Origin of the sequence: Jiangella alkaliphila (assembly GCF_900105925.1) — a bacterium.
Lineage (GTDB): Bacteria > Actinomycetota > Actinomycetes > Jiangellales > Jiangellaceae > Jiangella > Jiangella alkaliphila.
Genome location: NZ_LT629791.1, coordinates 4,771,193 through 4,789,043 on the forward strand (window position 1 = coordinate 4,771,193; position 17,851 = coordinate 4,789,043).

Genomic DNA, 17,851 nt, shown 5'->3' on the forward strand with positions numbered 1-17,851 from the left:
CGGCCCCCGGCGCCCGGGTACGGCTATGACGCGGTGGCCCGGCGGACGAAGTCGGCGAGGTCGGCGCTCTGACGCAGCCGGCTGGGCTCGTGGACGTACATCATGTGGCCGGCCTCGTAGTACCGGCGCTCGATGTTGTCGCGCAGCCCGGCCGGGATGTTCAGGTGCGCGAGGTCGTCCTCGGCACAGGAGAACGGCGTCGCGCCGTCGTAATAGCCGAACGCGACGTGGACGCGCAGGTGCGGGTTCTGCCGCATCGCGCGGGAGAGGCGGTCGAGCACGGACACCGACGCGTTCTCGAACTCCTTGTAACTCCACTTGCCGTTGACGTCCGGGCCGAACACATGGAACGGGGAGGTGTCCTCGACGCCCAGCTCGGCGCGCGCGTAGTGCTGGTAGGCCGTCGCGTACGGGCCGAGGATCGCGTCCATCGACGGGTCGGCGTCCATGCCGTCGGCGATCCCGTCGGCGGCGGGGGCGGTGAACCGGGAGTCCAGACGGCCGACGCTGAGGCCGTCGGCGCGGCGCAGCTCGGTGAAGTAGCGCCAGTGCTCCAGGCGCAGGTCGGCGCGGTCGACATAGTCCTCGCTCAGCCCGGTGAGGCGGGCGACGGTCGCGACGGCGTCGGCGCGCTCCTGGGCGCCCAGCCGGGACCCGCGGGCCAGCACGTAGAGGTAGTCGCGGGCGGCGTACTCCTCGGCCTCGGCGACGACGTCGCGCAGCTCCCGGCCCGGGTGCCGGCCGTGGTAGTGCGCGGTCGCGGCGTAGAACGGCAGGAACCGCGCGTAGGCGGCGTCGTTGCCCTCCTTGAAGTCGTGCGCGCCGAAGTTGAGGACGCAGGAGATGAGCATGAGCCCGTTGAGGTACATGCCGGCGCCCTGGAGGTGCTGAGCGAGCGCCGACGCGCGCGTGGTGCCGTACGACTCCCCCGCCAGCAGCTTCGGAGACAGCCAGCGTCCCTCGGCGGTGACCCACTGGCGGATGATCTCGCCGACGGACTCGATGTCGGCGGTGAAGCCGTGGAAGTCGCCCGCCTTCTGCCCGTCCACGACCCGGGAGCGCCCGCTGGAGACGGGGTCGATGAAGACGAGGTCGCTGACGGCGAGCAGCGACTCGGGGTTGTCGGCCAGCCCGTACGGCGGCGGCGCGAGGTCGCCGACGTCGCCCATGACGACGCGGCGCGGTCCCAGCACGCCGAGGTGCAGCCAGACGCTGGCCGAGCCAGGTCCGCCGTTGAACGCGAAGGTCACCGGCCGGGTGCCCGGGTCGGCGTCGTCGAGGGTGTACGCCGTCAGGCCGACCTGGGCGCGCGGGCGCCGGCCCTTCCAGACGTCGTCCTCGACCTTGTCCTCCCACAGCACGACGCGGCCGGCCTTGGCCGTGTAGGACAGCTGGCCGTCCGGGGTGTCGAGGACATGGTGGGTGGTGACCAGCTCGTCCTCGAGATGCGCGACGTCGTCGTCCTTGGGCTTCGGGTCGGGGTCGGTCACGGCCAGGCCTCCGCCAGCAGGGTTCGGGTGTCGGCGAGCAGTTGCGGCATGATCTTGGTGTTGCCGAGGACGGTCATGAAGTTGGCGTCGCCGCTCCACCGCGGCACGACGTGCTGGTGCAGGTGCGACGCCAGCGAGCCGCCGGCCACGCCGCCGAGGTTGAGACCGACGTTGAACCCGTGCGGCTGGGACGCCGCCCGCACCGCGCGCACGGCGTCCTGCGTCATCGACGTCAGCTCCCGCGACTCGTCGTCGGTGAGCGTCTCGAACTCGCTGGTGTGCCGGTACGGGACGACCATGAGGTGGCCGGGGTTGTACGGGTGCAGGTTCAGCACCGCGTACACCGTCTCGCCCCGGCGCAGGATCAGCCCGTCCTCGTCGGACCTGCGCGGGATCTCGCAGAAGGGGCAGCCGTCGCCGTCGCGGCCGTTGCCCGGCTCACCGGTGATGTAGGCCATCCGGTACGGCGTCCACAGCCGTTCCAGGCGGTCGGTCTCGGGCACGGTCAGACCTGCACGCGGCGGCGGACGGCGTCGGCGATCTCGGCGACCGCGTCGTCGACCGGCACGCCGTTCTTCTGGCTGCCGTCGCGGTAGCGGAAGGAGACCGCGTCCTTGGCGACGTCGTCGTCACCGGCGATCAGCATGAACGGGATCTTCTGCTTCTGCGCGTTGCGGATCTTCTTCTGCATGCGGTCGTCGGAGTCGTCGACCTCGACCCGGATGCCCGCGTCACGCAGCTTCGCCGCGACGGTCTCGAGGTACGGCACGTGCTCGTCGGCGATCGGGATGCCGACCGCCTGCACCGGGGCCAGCCAGGGCGGGAACGCGCCCGCATAGTGCTCGACCAGCACGCCGATGAACCGCTCGATGGAGCCGAACTTCGCCGAGTGGATCATGACCGGCTGCTGCCGCGACCCGTCGGCGGCCTGGTACTCCAGCTCGAACCGGGCCGGCTGGTTGAAGTCGAGCTGGATGGTCGACATCTGCCAGCTGCGCCCGATGGCGTCGCGGATCTGCACCGAGATCTTCGGGCCGTAGTAGGCGGCGCCGCCCGGGTCGGGGACCAGCTCGAGGCCGGAGGCCTTGCCGACCTCCTCGAGCGTGCGGGTGGCGACCTCCCACTGCTCGTCGGTGCCGATGAACTTGTCGGACTCGGGGTCGCGGGTGGACAGCTCGAGGTAGTAGTCGTCCAGCCCGAAGTCCTTGAGCAGGCCGAGCACGAAGCTCAGCAGGTGCTTGATCTCGTCGGCGGCCTGCTCCTGGGTGACGTACGAGTGCGAGTCGTCCTGCGTCATGCCGCGCACCCGGGTGAGCCCGTGCACCACGCCGGACTTCTCGTACCGGTACACCGAGCCGAACTCGAACAGCCGCAGCGGCAGCTCGCGGTAGGACCGGCCGCGGGAGCGGAAGATCAGGTTGTGCATCGGGCAGTTCATCGCCTTGAGGTAATACGAGCTGCCCTCCAGCTCCATGGGCGGGAACATGCCGTCGGCGTAGTACGGCAGGTGCCCGGAGGTCTCGAACAGGCCCTGCTTGGTGATGTGCGGCGTGCCGACGTACTGGAAGCCCTCCTCCAGGTGCCGGCGGCGGACGTAGTCCTCCATCTCGCGCTTGATGACGCCGCCCTTGGGGTGGAACACCGGCAGGCCGGAGCCCAGCTCGTCGGGGAAGCTGTAGAGGTCCAGCTCGCGGCCGAGCTTGCGGTGGTCGCGCCGCTCGGCCTCGGCGAGGCGGTCGAGGTAGGCCTTGAGCGCGTCGCGGCTCTCCCAGGCGGTGCCGTAGATGCGCTGCAGCTGCGGGTTCTTCTCGCTGCCGCGCCAGTAGGCGGCGGCGACGCGCATCAGCTTGAACGCCGGGATGTTGCGGGTGGTGGGCAGGTGCGGGCCGCGGCAGAGGTCCTTCCAGGCCGGCTCGCCGTCGGGCTTCACGTTGTCGTAGATGGTCAGCTCGGCGCCGCCGACCTCGGCGGACGCACCCTCGGCGGCCTGCTCGGCGCTGCCGCCCTTGAGGCCGATGAGCTCGAGCTTGTACGGCTCGGCCGCCAGCTCGGCGCGGGCCTCGTCGTCGCTGACCGGGCGGCGGACGAACGACTGCCGCTCCTTGACGATCTGCTGCATCTTCTTCTCGATGCTCTTGAGATCGTCGGGGGTGAACGGCTCGGCGACGTCGAAGTCGTAGTAGAAGCCGTTCTCGACCGGCGGGCCGATGCCCAGCTTGGCCTCGGGGTACAGCGCCTGCACCGCCTGCGCCATGACGTGCGCCGTCGAGTGGCGCAGGATGTCGTGGCCGTCGCGCGAGCTGATCTCGACCGGCTCGACGTCGTCGCCGTCGGCCAGCACCCGGGCGAGGTCGACCAGCGTCCCGCCGACCCGCGCCGCGATGACCGTGGGGTCGTCGGCGAATAGGCTGGCCGCCGTCGTGCCCGCATCGACCTGTCGCTCGCTCCCGGCGACGACGATACGGATCTGTTCGGACACGACTGCTCCTCGGTTGCTGTGGGTGTTCTGGGCCGGGTCGATGCTACCGGCTAGATGCGGGCGACGATCGCCCGCGCCAGGCGTTCCGGCGCGCCGGGCGACGTGGCCAGGAACAGGCTCGGCTCGGTCAGCTCGACCTCGAGGATGACGGGCGCGCCGTCGGGGCCCGGGATGGTGTCGACGCGGGCGTACAGCAGGGCGTCGCTGCCCGGGATGGCGTCGAGCGTGCGCCGGGCCAGCTCCGTCTCGGTGGCCGTCGGCTCGCGCGGCTCGATCTGCTCGCTCCACAGCGGCTGCCCGTCGCGCAGGTCGGGCCCGTCGAGCAAGGCGCCCTTGCGGATGGCGTGGCTGAACGCGCCGCCGATGTGCAGCATGGCGGTCTCGCCGGCGGTGTCGACGGCGCTGAGGTACGGCTGCAGCATGACGGTGGACCCGCGCGCCACCAGCTTCTCCACCTGCGCGACGGCGAGGGCCCGCTGCGCGTCGTCGGCGAGGTCGTAGCGGCCGGTGTCGGCCGACCCCGCGCTGACCGACGGCTTGACGACGTACTCGCCCTCGTGCGGCAGGTCGGCGGCGTCGCCGGCCGTGAGCCAGGTGGTGGGGACGACCGGCAGCCCGGCGGCGGCCAGCTCGCGCAGGTACACCTTGTCGGTGTTCCACTCGACCACCTTCACCGGGTTCAGCAGCCGCGGCACCGCGTGCGCCCAGGCGAGGAACTGCTCGCGGCGGCGGGCGTAGTCCCACGGGTTGCGCAGCACGGCCAGGTCGAACGCCGCCCAGTCGACGGCGGGGTCGTCCCACACCGGCGTCTCGACGTCGACGCCGAGCGACCGCAGCGGCTCGACCACCAGCTGGTCGTCTGTGTCGAGGTCGGGCAGCTCCGCGCAGGTGACCAGGGCGACACGAGGCATGGTTCGGCTCCTTCCGGTGTCTTCGCAGGCGACAGGCCCGACGATACCCGTCGATACTGACACCGAGGAGCCTCGTAGACTCGCCGCCCGTGGTCGTGACTGTGCTGGGCCTCGTCCTGTTCATCGGCGGCGCGGCGGCCGGTGGGGCTTTCGCCGGCATGGCGGCCCGCGACTCCGGCCTGCTCGACATCGAGCCCGCCTGGATCGTCCCGGCGTCGATCGGCGGACTGGCGGTCGGCATGCTGCCCGGCCTGCTCCTCATGGCCGTGAACAACCAGTCGTCGTGGTCCGTGCGCAAGGTGATCCTCGCCGCCGCCGGCGCGACCACCCTGGGCGCCGTCATCTACGCGACGTTCGCCGGCGGCCTCATCTGGCTGGCCGGCCTCGTCTTCCCCAACGGCCTGACGACGATCGTCGCCGTCGTCGTCTCGATCGTCGGCCTCCCCGTGGCCGGGCCGATCGCCTACCAGCTGATCAGCGGCCGCCGCGCCGACGAGCTCCCCGGCGGCCGCCCCCTCCCCAAGCCCGTCTACCGCGTCCGCCGCCGCCGCTACTCCGACCGCCCCACCCCATGATCATCAACCTTTTGCGACGTGATACCAGCCCAAAAGGTCGATGATCACGGGAGCGAGGGCGGGCGAGCGCTTTCCTGGGTGTACCTCGCTCGCCTAGACCGCACCTCACCCGCCAGACGATCGCACCGCGACCGGAATGGACCCGCAACCGGTACCTCAGACGGGTGAGGTGCACCCGCGGCGAGTGACGAGCCTCGATCCGCGCCCGGGGCGCCCCGACAATGGAGAGCAGCAGGGGGCTGGACCAACGTCACATCAGATTCGGCAGCAGTACGGCCACGGCGTCGGCCAACCCGATCCCCAAGCCCCCGAGCAGTGGCACACCCACCGTCCACGCCTGCGCCTTCCCCCATCGAACCGTCGCCCACGCCACGCCGACGGCGGCGACCGCGATCCCCTGGGCCCACAGCATCACCGGTACCCAGCCGCCCGGCTCACCCTTCATCGCCTGCTCCTGCTCCGGCAGATCCGCGGACCGGAACGGCCGCGACGGCGTCGGCACGGGGTCGCTGACCAGCTCGGCATCGACCCGCAGCACGTCGTCGGGCCGGAACGGATCACCGCCGGCCGTGACCAGCGTCAACCGCCCGCCGTCGGCAGCGAGCGGCGGCGGCTGCGGATCGCCCTCGCGGCGCACGCCGGTCACGTGGTAGGTGTGCGCCCCCTGGCCGGTGGTGACGGTGAACGGTTCGCCCGGCTGCAGCAGGTCCAGCCGCCCGAACGGGCCGCCGTAGGTCGCCTGGCGGGCCAGGATCACGCTGGTGCCGGCCTGCCCAGGGAGCACGGTGTCGCGGCGGTGACCAGGGCCGTCCTGCAGGACGCTCGACGTCGTGCCCTCGAAGACCACCTCGTGCAGGTCGAGGGCCGGGATCTCCAGCACCGCCATCGCCGTCCCCAGCGGCCATAGTTCGTCGTCCGCGTTCAGCTGGCCGATCGGCGCCGTGCCGTCGGCGAGCTGCACCCGGAACTCGTCGAACGCCAGCTCCTGCGCCCGCTCGTGCCCCAGCTGCGACAACAGGCCGAGCTGCGCGACGAAGCCGAGCAGCAGCACGGCGACGATCGTCAGCGCCAGGCCGGGCAGCCGTAGCGCCTCGCCGATGCCCGACGAGACCACCGGCGGGACCGACGGCATCACCGGCGGCTGCACGGGCGGCAGCCTCGACGGCGGCGCGGGTGGAGCCGGTGCCACCGGGACGTCCGGCGGGGCGCTCATGCCGCGGCCTCCCCCGTGCGCCGCATCGACCGCACCATCAGCGTGCCGAACACCACCAGCAGCCCGCCGACCAGGACCCAGCCTGCGACGTCGGCGCCGGTCGGCGGGTGCTCCCCCGGCCCGCCGTCCTCGTCGCCCGACTCGCCGGCACCGCCCGCGGCCCCACCGGCGCCGCCGGACTCCGACCCCGGCTCCGCTCCGGTGTCGGACCCCGTCGGCGAGGGCGACGGCACCGTGACCGTCACGTCCATCTCGCCCGGCCCGGGCGGGTCCTCGCTCGCCACCGCGGCGGGCGCAAGAAGACCCACCAGCGCCAGCACACCCGCGACGACCACCGCGATCACCCGCTGAGCCTGCGGCGCCTGCAGCTCAGCGGCCGCCGCGGCCCGGCCACGCGCCTCCGCCGCCGCGATCGCGTCCGCCGCCCGCCGGCGACGCCCACGCGACCGGCGGCGCAGCAACAGCAGCACCGCGACGACGACCAGCAGCAGGACCAGCTCTGGCCACGGCACCGCCCACACCGACGCGACGCCGGACACGTCCGGCGGCTCCGGGCTGCCTTCGGGCACGTTCAGCGACGCCGGGTCGATCGACACCCGGGCGCTCACCCGGCCGAGCCGCTGCACGCCGCTCGCCTCGGTCGTGACGGTGTACTTCTGGCCGGGCAGCAGCTCGGGCAGGTCGTCCGGATGGACGGACGCCAGCCCGACGCCCAGCGGCCCCTCGACGTCGACCAGCTGCGACCCGGTCAGCCGAACGTTGCCGGTGTTCTCCAGCTCGTAGGTGACGCTCAGGTCGCCGCCGGTGAACGGCACCCAGCCGCTGGAGAAGGACGCGGACACCGCCTGGATACGCACCGACGGCGCCAGCTCGCCGCCGACGCGCAGGTAGATGCGGGTCCCGACGCGGTTCTCGACCAGGACCTGGTTGTCGTTCTCCTCGGTGACGACGTCGGTGAGCGACGCGACGATGCCGCCGGCGTGGTCGCCCGGCGTCGCGTTGGCCGGCACCGTCAGCGTGAACGGCAGGTCGACGAAGCCGCCGGGCGGCACCTCGACCCCGTCATGGCTCACCGCCGCCCACAGCCCGACGTCGACCGGCGTCTCGGTCCCCTCCAGCAGCGAGAAACTGCCCTCCGGGGTGTTGATCGCGTCCTGCGAGTAGACGCGGAAGACCTGCGGGGTGTCGCTGAAGTTGTTCACCCGGACGACGTCGGAGACGGTCGCGCCGGGGTCGAGCTCGTAGGTGAAGGAGGTCCGGCCGTCCGGGCCGCTCGCGGACGACGGCTGGACGGACCAGCTGACCGAGCCCGCGGCGGGCTCCTCGGCGGGTGCGGACGGGGTGGGCGTCGGCGTGGGTTCGGCTGCTGCCGGTGCCGCGACGACCGCGGCAGAGGCCAGAACGGCAGCGAGCGCCCCGGCGAGACGACCGGGGCGCGACCGGGACGGGTTGGCGCGAAGGGCTCTGGCCATCGCAGGTGCTCCAATTCTGTTCACCGGGCCGCACACGCACCCATGGGGTGGACCCGGCGACGTGCCGGATCCACCCCCGGGCGTGCTGACGACCGGCCCGATCGAACTCAGATCGTGGTCAGGGTCAGCGTGGCGGTGTAGGTGCCGGCCGCGGTGTCGGACGGGATCTCCAGTGAGAGACCCGCGCCCAGCTGCGACGAACCGGTACCGCTGCCCGCGGGCGCGCCAGCGAGCTGACGCGGCTCCGAGAGACCGGTGCCCTCGCTGAAGCCGGGGGCGACCGTGGCGCCGGCGACGACACCGGTGGCCGTCGACGAGACGACCGCCGGGGTCCAGCCGAGGTACTTGCCCTCGAACGCGGCGGACCCCGTCGAGAACTCGCTCACCTGGGCGGTGGTGTCCCAGCCGGGCGCACCCGCACGGGTGTCGCTGACCGTGACGGGGTCGAGGTCGCCCTCGGACGACAGCCGGTCACCATCGAGCTGCGGCGCCGGCAGGGTGACCTGCGCGTCGTCGCCGATCGTCATGGTGAGCTGGCCCTCGCCCTGCTCGACGGTGGTGGTGATCTCCTGCGTGCCCTCGACCGGCTCCGGGTCGACGTCCTCGTTGAGGCGCCACGTGTCGCCCTCGACGATGATCTCGGTCCGGTAATAGTCGGGCGAGGTGGTGAACTGCTCCGAGAGGCAGCTGATGCGGATCTCGAAGGTGCCCTTGCGGCCCTGCAGCCGGGTCTCGAGCGTCCGGGCGGTGCCCGCGATGCCGTTGACCTGGATGAACGGGACCGTGTCGTAACCGCCCTCATTCAGGGTCGGGCCGAGCGAGAAGCGCTCGTTCTCGAGGTCGATGGAGCCGTTGCCGTTGACGTCGATGACGACGTCGAGCGAGGCGCCCTGCGAGAACGCCGTCGGGCACGGGCCGGAGGACCGCGCCCACTCGAGGAACGGGCCGTCGTTGATGCTGCCGCTGGACGCCGAGAACGTGACGTCGCCGAGCACAGCCGCGTTCGCCGGAGCGGCCGCGAGGCCGGCACCGACAACGCCGACGACCACCGAGGTGGCCGCGAGCGCCAGCGCCCTCTTCGACATGTGCATGACATACCTTCCCTTCGAAGGTGATGGTCGGGGCCGGCCCCGTGCCGGCCCCACTCGCGGGCGCCCGTCCTGGCGCGCCCGCGAGGGTCTGTGCGGCCGCGCGTCAGCTGTTGGCGCGCAGGGTGGTGGCGCCGCAGGAGAGCTTCAGCGGGTCACCGGGAACCGACGTGGTCCGGAAACCGAAGCCGAAGGCCTCGACGACTGCCCGGGCCTGGCAGACCGCCGAGTTGGCGCCCACGAAGGTGCTGACGATGGCGGCATCGGGCGCGCCACCCTCGATGTCGTGCGTCGGGACGACGTTGTAGACGTCCCGCACGATCGGGAAGGTGGTGTTCAGCACCGGGTCGGCCACCGGGCCGGTGGTCGGCGCCACGCCGTTGATGCGGCCGAGGACCGCGCTGCCGCGGCGGTTCTCGACGTCGATCAGGACACCGCCGTGCGTCTCGCCCGCGTTGCCCTGCGCGATGTACTGGCCCACCGAGAACGGCACGATGTCAGCGGTGTTGTCGTCCAGGTCCCACTGCAGTACGCGGCCGTCGTGCTCCTGGATGGTGTTGTTCCGCTGGTCGATGCACGGGTACGACGACAGCTCGTCCTCGAGGATGTCGACCTGCGACAGCCAGAAGGCGCGGCTGCCCGAGCCCGACTGCGGCAGCAGCGGGTTGACCTCGATGCCGTTCACCCGCGTGATGACGCACTTGTAGATGCCCTCGAGCTGGCGCCGCGTCAGGTTCGTCGGGAAGCCGAGGTCGCTGACGGCGTTGCTGTGCACCGCGTAGGTCATCGCGTCCACACCGAACGGGATGTAGGTGTAGTTGCCGGTCGTGCTCGGGCTCGACGGCGCGCTGGAGGACCGCGCGAAGTCGATGCAGCCCGTGATGTTCCGGCCGTTCCACTGACCGTCGCCCTCGGACGCCCGCAGCGCCGTCCGGCCCTGGCCGGAGCCGTTCGGGCGGACGATGGCTTGGCAGTTCGCGTTCTGAGCCGGGGCCTTGGTGGTGATCGTGGCCGTGCCGCGGGCGTCCCACGACGCGATCACGTCACCGCCGCCGACGGCGAGGCCCAGGCCGTTGAGCACGTCCTGGGTCGTGTCGGAACCGGCACCGGCCAGCTGGCGGTAGTCGGTCACCGGGTCCGGGTCAGCCGACGCCGGGCCGACCGCGAGACCGAGAGCCATGACAGCGGCCCCCAGCGCGGCGCCCACACGGGCGAGATTCTGACGCTTCACTGAATTGCTCCCCTTTCCACAGGGATGTACTACTGGGCATTTCGATTCGATAGTGGCGTGATCTTCCGGGGCGAACGAGAGACGGCACGGAAACGTTGGGGCGGCTACCTCTCGCCAACGTTTACGCCAGATGAATGACTCGTATCGGGAACGAATGTGCAGCTCACAATGGGTGCAGCAACGTTTTGCGGCATTTCCGGCAGCCGCTCTTCAGTCGTCGATTCCGCCCATGTTCTCTCCCCCAGGTGACTTTGTTCAGGCCGCTCCGGTGAATCGCGCGCCGAGCTTTGTCAGGGCCGGTCCGGCGACGGCGGCCGCCGCCCCGATGAGCAGCGCCACCATGAGCACATACGGCGCTATCCCCGCGTCGGTGCCCGGGGTGCTGCTCGACCGCGCGACCGGCGTGGACGTCTCCGTCGGTGTCGGCGACGGCGTCGGGCTCGGAGCCGGCACGGGCGCTCCCGGCGACGGCGACGCGCTCGGGCCGCTGTCGTCCGGGGGCGGCGGGAAGAAGTCGTCGCCGGGCCCCTGCGGCACGTTCGGGACCAGCGGCGGGCCGTCGCCCGACGGGAGCGGAGCGGGACCGCCCCCGGGACCCGGCCCGGGCGGCGGTGTGGTCGCGGTGGGCGTCGGAGTCGGCGTGGGCGTCGATGTGGCCGAGGCGAGCGCCTCGAGCTCCGCCGCCGCCTGCTGGGTCTGCTCGCGCAGGTCGGCCGGCAGCGGCACGTATCCCTTCGGCAGCTGGCCGCGCTGCGACCCGGGCTGCTGCCCCTCGCCGGCCGCGTACTCGAGCAGGCGGGCGTAGTTGGTCAGCGCCTCCGGCTCCTGGTCGACGCGGACGGCGCCGTAGGTGACCATGGTGAGCGGATAGGCGTCCGGGTCGGCCGCCTCCGGGTCGATCTCCAGCACGCCGGGCACGTCGCTGTCCACCATCGCCTCGACGCCGGCGATGAGGCTCTCCTGCGTGGGCGCGACGAACTCGCCGGCCTGGTTGCGCAGGCTGGCCACGTACAGGCCGTACCGCGCCGACGACGCGGTGTCGGTGAGGCCGATGGTCCACCGCTTGCCGACCGTGCGCGGCGGCGCCGCGATGTAGCCGAACGGCGGGTTCTGGTCCTGCCACACCGTCCGGTCCGGCACGTGCGCCCGGAGCACCCGCTGCGCCACCTCGCTGTTGCTGCCCATGTAGGGCCGCAGGTCCAGCGAGCAGTAGAGCTGGTCCTCGGGCGCGTTGGGCGGACGGTCGCAGGCCGGGTCGGACTTCGGGAAGTTCAGCGGCGCCGTCTCGTCCAGGCCGAGTACCTCGTAGGTGGGGTTGACGATCATGCCGTGCTCGTCCGGCTCGCCGCCGAGCCAGTCCCTGGCCTCCTCGTCGGCGAGGATCCACCGCCAGACCTCGCGGTTGGACGCCGCGTTGCCCAGCGTCACCATCAGGCCCTTCGGGCCGCTGGCCGACGTCGGGAAGTTCGCGAAGATCGGGTTGAGCTCGACGAACTCCGGGTCGTAGGTGATGTAGATCGGGTTCTCGACGCCGTCGCCGCTGCTGAGGTGTTCCAGCCCGCCTCCGCCGCCGCCCGGCACGTCGGCCTGGTACGACTGCGTGAGCAGCTTCGCCACCAGCCGCGGCGTCAGCTTGAGCTCGTCGACCTGGGTGCCCCACAGCGCCTCGACCTCGGGCGACGCGAACAGCTTGGGGTTGACGTCGATCTGCAGCGCGATGGTCAGGCCGGAGATCGCCATGGGCGCGTGGACGATCGCCGGGTCGCCCTCGGCGCCGACCACCGGGTCCATGGTGAAGGCCAGGCCGGGCGCGCCGTCGAAGCCGCTGAGCAGCTGGTTGACGGCCTCGAGGTCGCCCGTGGACGAGTACCCGTACGTCACCTCGTCGTCGCACAGCGCCGGCTGCCACGACGTCATGGCCTCGGCGACCAGCTCGGTGCCGACCGTGGGGGTCTGCACGGCGCCGAGCGGGCAGTACCCGCCCAGCGGCTCGAACTCGAGCGGGACGACGATGCGCGCGGCCCAGTTGGACGCCGACAGCGGCGAGCTGTTGATCGCCGACGACGGGTCGGTGCCGTCCACGTTGTGCGTCCCGCGCGGGACGACGACCAGCGTGCACCGCTGCCCGTCCGGTGCGGCCTCGGTGACCCGGCCGCAGCCGAGGTGCGGCGACTCCTTGTCCGTCTGCAGCCACATCGTCACGCGGCCGGTGCCGTCGCCGGCGGTGACGGCCCACGGGATCTCGTTGGTGGTGTTGATGGTGAACAGCTCGGAGAGGCGTCCGTCGAACCCGTCCGGCAGCTCTTCCTGGCCGCCCGACGAGTCCTCGGTCGGGTAGTAGAGCCCGCCGCGCGCGGACCGGAACGGCAGCCGGGCCACACCGCCGGCGGGGATGCCTTCGTAGGTCTCGATGGGGTCGTCCACCTGGACACTGCGCCGGCCGGTCTCCGCGCCGAGACCCTGGTTGACGTTGAGCGGCTGCTCGACGCCGCCGCCGAACTGGCAGGTCTCGCGCAGGTTCGGGTCGTCCGGCTCGCCCCAGCACTGCATGATCTGCACGAAGTTCGACTCGAACGTCTTCGCCGGCGCCGTGGGCGCGCCGCCGGTCCAGCTGATCGTGATGCCCTGCGTGGTGAGGTTCCGCGTCTGCGACACCGTGACCCGCAGGTCGGAGAAGTCGTCGTAGGGCCCTTCGCCGCCGCTGACCGTCACGGCCGACTCGGTCGGCTCGTCCTCGGCCGCCTGCGCCACCTCGCGCGGCGGGCCGAGCACGAGCAGCGTGACCGCCAGGCCGAACAGCATCAGACCGGCGGCCAGCCGGGTCCAGAGGATCCTCGTCACGACGTGCTCCCGGGGTGCTGACGCAGCGCGCGCAGCACCAGTGGTGGAGCGACGATGACGACGAGCAGCGACAGGCCGGCGATCAGCATCAGGGTCTGCGGCAGCCCCCAGCCGCTCGCGGCGGCCATGACGGTCGGGACGTTGGCGGCGTTCGGGTCGCCGTCTCCCCCGGCGTCGGTGCCGGAGTCGGCGCCGGCGATGATCTCGCCGGTGTCCGGGTCGACGACGGGCGCGCGGTCCACCGCGCCGCCGTCGCCGGTGTCCGTGCCGGTGTCGGCCGCACCCTCGGCGCCGGCGGTGTCTCCACTGGTCGCGCCCTCGGCACCGCTCTCGGCGGCGCCCCCGTCACCGGCCGCCGTCCCGCCCTCGGCTCCGGTGGCGGTGCCGCCCTCGGCGCCACCGCCGTCCGCCCCGGTCGCACCGCTGGCGTCACCGCCGCCTCCTTCGTCGCCGCCCTCGTCACCGCCGGGACCCGCGCCGCCGGTGCCGGTCGCGCACTGCACCGGGCCCTGCTTGTCGCAGTCCGCCGGGTACGGCGCGATCTCGGCCAGCGTGTTCGAACCGTCGGTCGAGAACGTCGGGTTGTTGCAGTCGGCGACGTTGAGCTGCGCCGTCCGCGCTCCCGGGATCTCGCGGACCTGCGCGAACCCGGCCTCGACCAGGTTGATCGGCAGCGGCGAGTAGCCGAGCGAGGGCGCGGCGTTCTGGCCCTCGCAGAGGAAGTGGTAGGCGAAGTCGCCGAGCGTGAGGCCCTTGTCCTCGTTGAAGCCGTACTCGATCTCATCCGGGATGATCATGTAGGAGTACGACGACATCGGGTAGGCGCGCTCGTCGGCGTTGCGGTACACGTTCGTGAGGTTCTGGGTGAGGTAGGTCTCCGACTCGGGGTCGTCGTCCTCGATCTGTGCGCCCAGCAGGCCCACGGCGACGGCGTACGGCGTCGGCTCGACGTAGTAGCCGGACCGGTTGAGCACCTTCACCACGGGGAACCCGGCGTTCAGCGCGTACGAGTACTCCACGTAGGTGATGGCGCCCTCGTTGTGCGCCTGGGCGACGTAGCCGGCGACGTTGTTGGAGCCCGACTGCGCCACCATGCCGTCGACCGTCGGGTAGTACGACGTCTGCCCGCACGGGGTGTCGCGTCCGACCCGCTCGCAGTAGTCGTTCCACAGCGCGCCGTACTCCGAGGACATCCACATGGAGAACTGCGCCGACGTGCCGGAGCCGTCGGAGCGGACGACCGGGACGATCCGGCGGGCCGGCAGCGCGAGCTGCGGGTTGTCCTCGCGGATCTCGGCATCGTTCCACATCGTGATGACGCCGGTGAAGATCTTCGTGATGACCTCGCCGGACAGCCGCAGGTTCGTCACCCGCTCGCCGCCGATCGACAGGTTGTACATCAGCGCGGTGCCGCCGGCGACGATCGGCATGTACCGGTAGCTCCGCGCCGGCGGCGGGTCGGAGTTCTGGGTGCCGGTGTCGCGCAGGCCGTACGGGATCTCGGAGACGGCGAAGTCGACCGAGCCCTGGCCGAACTGCTGGCGCCCGGCCGACGAGCCGACGCCCGAGTAGTTGATCGTCAGGCCGTACTGGTGGACGTTGCGCGCCCACTGCGCGATCGCGTTCTGGCTCCACGTCGAGCCCGACCCGCTCACCGTCGTGTACCCGGTCTCGGCGGTCGCCGGGCTTGCGCCCGACAGCACCGCGGCGCCGATCAGCGCCGTGGCGGCGAGGGCCCCCGCGACCCGCGCCAGCATCCCGAACCTCATCGCGATCCTCCCGGCTCGCCCGCACCGGACTCGGGCAGGCCGTCGATGCTGTTCTCGCCCGGTCCGGTCGGGAGAGCGTGCCGGCGGTCGCGATCGGCGTACCGCCCGGCCTCACGGCGCGAGGCGGCCATGCGCCGCCGCTGCTGCCGTCGGGTCAGCTGGCCCGGGCCGCGGCCGCCGACGATGCGGGCGGCGACGAACAGGGCCAGCACGATGATCATCAGCAGCGCGGCGGCGCCGAAGCCGCGCGAGATGTAGGCCGGCTCCGGCGAGCGCACCAGGTCGAACGTGAGCAGCGGCAGCGACACCATCGGGCCCTCGAGCGGGTTGAGGTTGAGGTGGGTCGTCATGCCGGCGGTGAGCAGCACCGGTGACGTCTCGCCGATGCCGCGCGCGGTGCCGAGGATGACCGACGTCGTCAGGCCGGACCGCGCGGTCGGCAGCGTCACGTGCCAGACGGTGCGCCAGTGCCCGGCGCCCAGCCCGTAAGAGGCCTCCTTGAGCGTCCCCGGCACCAGCCGCAGTACGACGTCGGCGGCGCGGATGACGATCGGCAGCATCATCACCGACAGCGCCAGGGCGGCGGCGAACCCGGAGAAGCCGAGCCCGAGCGTCACCACCACCGTCGCGTAGATGAACAGGCCGGCGACGATCGAAGGCAGCGCGGTCATCGCCTCGACGATGGTGCGGACGAACCGGCTGTAGCGGCCCGGGAACTCGCTGAGGAACACCGCGCAGACCAGCCCCAGCGGCACCGTGATGACGATCGCGATGGCGATCATGATCAGCGTGCCGGCCATGCCGTGCAGGACGCCGCCGACCTCGAGGCCCTCCAGCGGCCCGGCGGCGCGCAGGTCCTGCGTGTAGAAGTTCCAGTGCGTCATCGGCTCGCGGCCGCGCCAGAACGTGAACGCGACGACGGAGACCAGCGCCGTCAGCACCACGATCGCGGCGCTGTGCATGACGACCGTCGACAGCCGGTCGCGCACGGCCGGGCCGCTCTCGTCGTACGACACCAGCAGCGCGTAGAACGCGAGGAACAGCACGTAGGCGACGACCACGTAGCCGATCACGCCGTCGAACGGCGTCAGCAGCGAGAAGAACAAGGTGGTGACGGCGAGCGCGGCGATCGCCGACCCGATCAGCGCCAGGATGTCGGTGCGGCGCAGCGGCGACGTCCGGCGCAGGGCCTCGCTCTGAGCCGGCGGCAGCTGCGGCGGCCGTTCCGTCGTCGCCGGGGCGTCGGCCGTGGTGACCTCGCCGGGAGCGGACTCGGGCATGGTGGTGACGGTCATCGGTTCACGCCTCGCTCGCCGCTCCGGACCGGGTGCGCGCCACGATCGACGAGGCCGCGAAGTTCACGACCAGCGTCATGAGGAACAGCGTCAGGCCGGCCGCCATGAGGGCCGACATGCCGAACTCGGTGGCTTCGCCGAACCGCAGCGCGATCAGCGCCGAGATCGAGTTCGACCCGGTCTGCAGGATGTTGGTCTGGATCTCGAAGACCGGCGAGATGATCAGGTAGACGGCGATCGTCTCACCGAGCGCCCGGCCGAGGCCGAGCATCGACCCGCCGATCATGCCGCCGGTCCCGAACGGCAGCACGACGGAGCGGATCATCCCCCATCGGGTGGCGCCCAGTGCGTACGCGCCCTCCCGCTCGCCGGGCGGGGCCTGCGAGAACACCTCGCGCATGATCGAGCAGATGATCGGGGTGATCATCAGCGCCACGACGATGCCGGCGATGAACGTCGACGCCGTGAAGACCGACATCGACAGCAGCGGGTCGTCCGGGTCGAACGCGTCGACCTGGAGGAACGGGATCCAGTCCAGCCAGGTCGCCAGCCACCGCGACAGCCCGATGACGTGCGGCTGCAGCAGGTAGACGCCCCAGATGCCGTAGACGATGCTCGGCACCGCGGCCATCAGGTCGACCATGCTGATCAGCGTCTGCTTGAACCGCCGCGGCGCGTACTCGGAGATGTACAGCGCGGCCCCGGTCGCCAGCGGCACCGCGATCGTGATCGCGACCAGCGCGATCATGATGGTCAGCACCAGCACGGCGGCGATGCCGAAGTTGTGCGAGTCGGGCTCCCAGGTCCGCGTCGTGACGAAGGCGCGGACGCCGTCGGCCGACAGCGCCTGCCAGCCGCGGTACAGCAGGAACAGGCCGACCAGCGACATGACGGCGAGGACGACGAACCCGGCCAGCCGCGACACGCCGCCGAAGATCTGGTCGGACCGGCCGGTGACCGTGGTCAGCCGGCGCGGTCCATCAGCCGCGCCGGCGGCCTCGTGGGGTGGTGCCTCGGTCACAGCGAGCCCACGCTGCTCCGGTCGGGCCGGCCGCGGCCCTCGACCTGGCGGACGCCCTCGACCAACTGGGCGCCGGGCACCGCCGCGAGGAACGTCCGCAGGCTGTACCGGCACTCGCGCTCGCGGTGGTACATGCGCCCGGAGCGTGCGACCGGCCGGTCCCCCAGCGTGACCCGCCAGGTCCACATGCCGGTGGCGGTGTCGGTCGCCATGGACGTCTCGAGCTGCTCGACGCCCTGCTGCAGGATGCCGACGTCCGAGCGGCCGGCCGCATAGCTGTCCCAGACGCGGAAGCTGCGGCCCAGTTCCCGGTTGTTCGGCGACGCCAGCAGCCAGGCGAAGCACACCGCCGGCGCTCCTGGACGCCGGGCCGGAGCCGGATCGCTGTTGCGGCCCCAGCTGGGACTGCGCGATCGGTCCGGGTCGTGCAGGGCAAGGAAGATGAATCGAGCCGACCGCACCACGC

At 71.9% G+C, this 17,851-nt stretch carries 14 protein-coding genes; 1 reads left to right on the top strand and 13 read right to left on the bottom strand.

Annotated features, from left to right (window positions below; translation table 11 throughout):
* Window positions 1-23: 23 nt before the first annotated feature.
* From BLV05_RS21805 to BLV05_RS37770, 4 genes are read right to left on the bottom strand one after another with little or no spacing between them, the layout of a single operon-like run.
* Complete coding sequence (locus tag BLV05_RS21805; protein ID WP_046770521.1) at window positions 24-1,496, bottom strand: S10 family peptidase; 1,473 nt, start codon at window positions 1,494-1,496, stop codon at window positions 24-26.
* Entirely contained in the window at window positions 1,487-1,993 is a 507-nt protein-coding gene (locus tag BLV05_RS21810) for an HIT family protein (protein WP_231948584.1), read from the bottom strand. Before BLV05_RS21810 ends, BLV05_RS21805 begins: the two co-directional genes overlap by 10 nt.
* 2 nt (window positions 1,994-1,995) lie before the next feature.
* The gene (gene thrS / locus BLV05_RS21815) at window positions 1,996-3,969 is read right to left on the bottom strand and encodes a threonine--tRNA ligase (protein WP_046770432.1); all 1,974 of its coding nucleotides are present in this window, start codon (window positions 3,967-3,969) and stop codon (window positions 1,996-1,998) included.
* Window positions 3,970-4,019: 50 nt separating this feature from the next.
* Window positions 4,020-4,880 (bottom strand): ATP-grasp domain-containing protein, encoded by an 861-nt coding sequence (locus tag BLV05_RS37770; RefSeq protein ID WP_046770433.1) that lies wholly within the window; start codon window positions 4,878-4,880, stop codon window positions 4,020-4,022.
* Between the two features lie 89 nt (window positions 4,881-4,969).
* On the opposite strand from BLV05_RS37770, the gene BLV05_RS21825 reads away from it, so the two are divergent.
* Window positions 4,970-5,455, top strand: coding sequence for a hypothetical protein (locus BLV05_RS21825; protein WP_046770434.1), 486 nt, complete (start codon window positions 4,970-4,972; stop codon window positions 5,453-5,455).
* Between the two features lie 250 nt (window positions 5,456-5,705).
* On the opposite strand, the gene BLV05_RS21830 is transcribed toward BLV05_RS21825, so the two are convergent.
* The 9 genes from BLV05_RS21830 to BLV05_RS35960 all read right to left on the bottom strand — a co-directional run bounded on the left by BLV05_RS21830 (window position 5,706) and on the right by BLV05_RS35960 (window position 17,846).
* Entirely contained in the window at window positions 5,706-6,668 is a 963-nt protein-coding gene (locus BLV05_RS21830) for a sortase (protein ID WP_082155473.1), read from the bottom strand.
* The gene (locus tag BLV05_RS21835) at window positions 6,665-8,140 is read right to left on the bottom strand and encodes a WxL protein peptidoglycan domain-containing protein (protein ID WP_052762738.1); all 1,476 of its coding nucleotides are present in this window, start codon (window positions 8,138-8,140) and stop codon (window positions 6,665-6,667) included. The genes BLV05_RS21830 and BLV05_RS21835 overlap by 4 nt, the downstream gene beginning before the upstream one ends.
* 107 nt (window positions 8,141-8,247) lie before the next feature.
* Window positions 8,248-9,231: a hypothetical protein gene (locus tag BLV05_RS21840; RefSeq protein ID WP_052762739.1), complete on the bottom strand. Its 984-nt coding sequence runs from the start codon at window positions 9,229-9,231 to the stop codon at window positions 8,248-8,250.
* Window positions 9,232-9,334: 103 nt separating this feature from the next.
* The gene (locus BLV05_RS21845; protein WP_152690889.1) at window positions 9,335-10,408 is read right to left on the bottom strand and encodes a hypothetical protein; all 1,074 of its coding nucleotides are present in this window, start codon (window positions 10,406-10,408) and stop codon (window positions 9,335-9,337) included.
* 306 nt (window positions 10,409-10,714) lie between these two features.
* Window positions 10,715-13,300: a hypothetical protein gene (locus BLV05_RS21850; protein ID WP_052762741.1), complete on the bottom strand. Its 2,586-nt coding sequence runs from the start codon at window positions 13,298-13,300 to the stop codon at window positions 10,715-10,717.
* The gene (locus BLV05_RS21855) at window positions 13,297-15,069 is read right to left on the bottom strand and encodes a phosphate ABC transporter substrate-binding protein PstS (protein WP_197683253.1); all 1,773 of its coding nucleotides are present in this window, start codon (window positions 15,067-15,069) and stop codon (window positions 13,297-13,299) included. Before BLV05_RS21855 ends, BLV05_RS21850 begins: the two co-directional genes overlap by 4 nt.
* Entirely contained in the window at window positions 15,066-16,364 is a 1,299-nt protein-coding gene (gene pstA, locus BLV05_RS21860; protein WP_063932594.1) for a phosphate ABC transporter permease PstA, read from the bottom strand. The genes BLV05_RS21855 and pstA overlap by 4 nt, the downstream gene beginning before the upstream one ends.
* Window positions 16,365-16,368: 4 nt before the next feature.
* Window positions 16,369-17,385 carry a phosphate ABC transporter permease subunit PstC gene (pstC, locus tag BLV05_RS21865; RefSeq protein ID WP_046770435.1) on the bottom strand — a complete coding sequence of 339 codons (1,017 nt, stop codon included), beginning with the start codon at window positions 17,383-17,385 and terminating at the stop codon, window positions 16,369-16,371.
* On the bottom strand, window positions 17,382-17,846 hold the full coding sequence (locus BLV05_RS35960; protein WP_152690890.1) for a hypothetical protein: 465 nt from the start codon (window positions 17,844-17,846) through the stop codon (window positions 17,382-17,384). Before BLV05_RS35960 ends, pstC begins: the two co-directional genes overlap by 4 nt.
* Window positions 17,847-17,851: the final 5 nt, after the last annotated feature.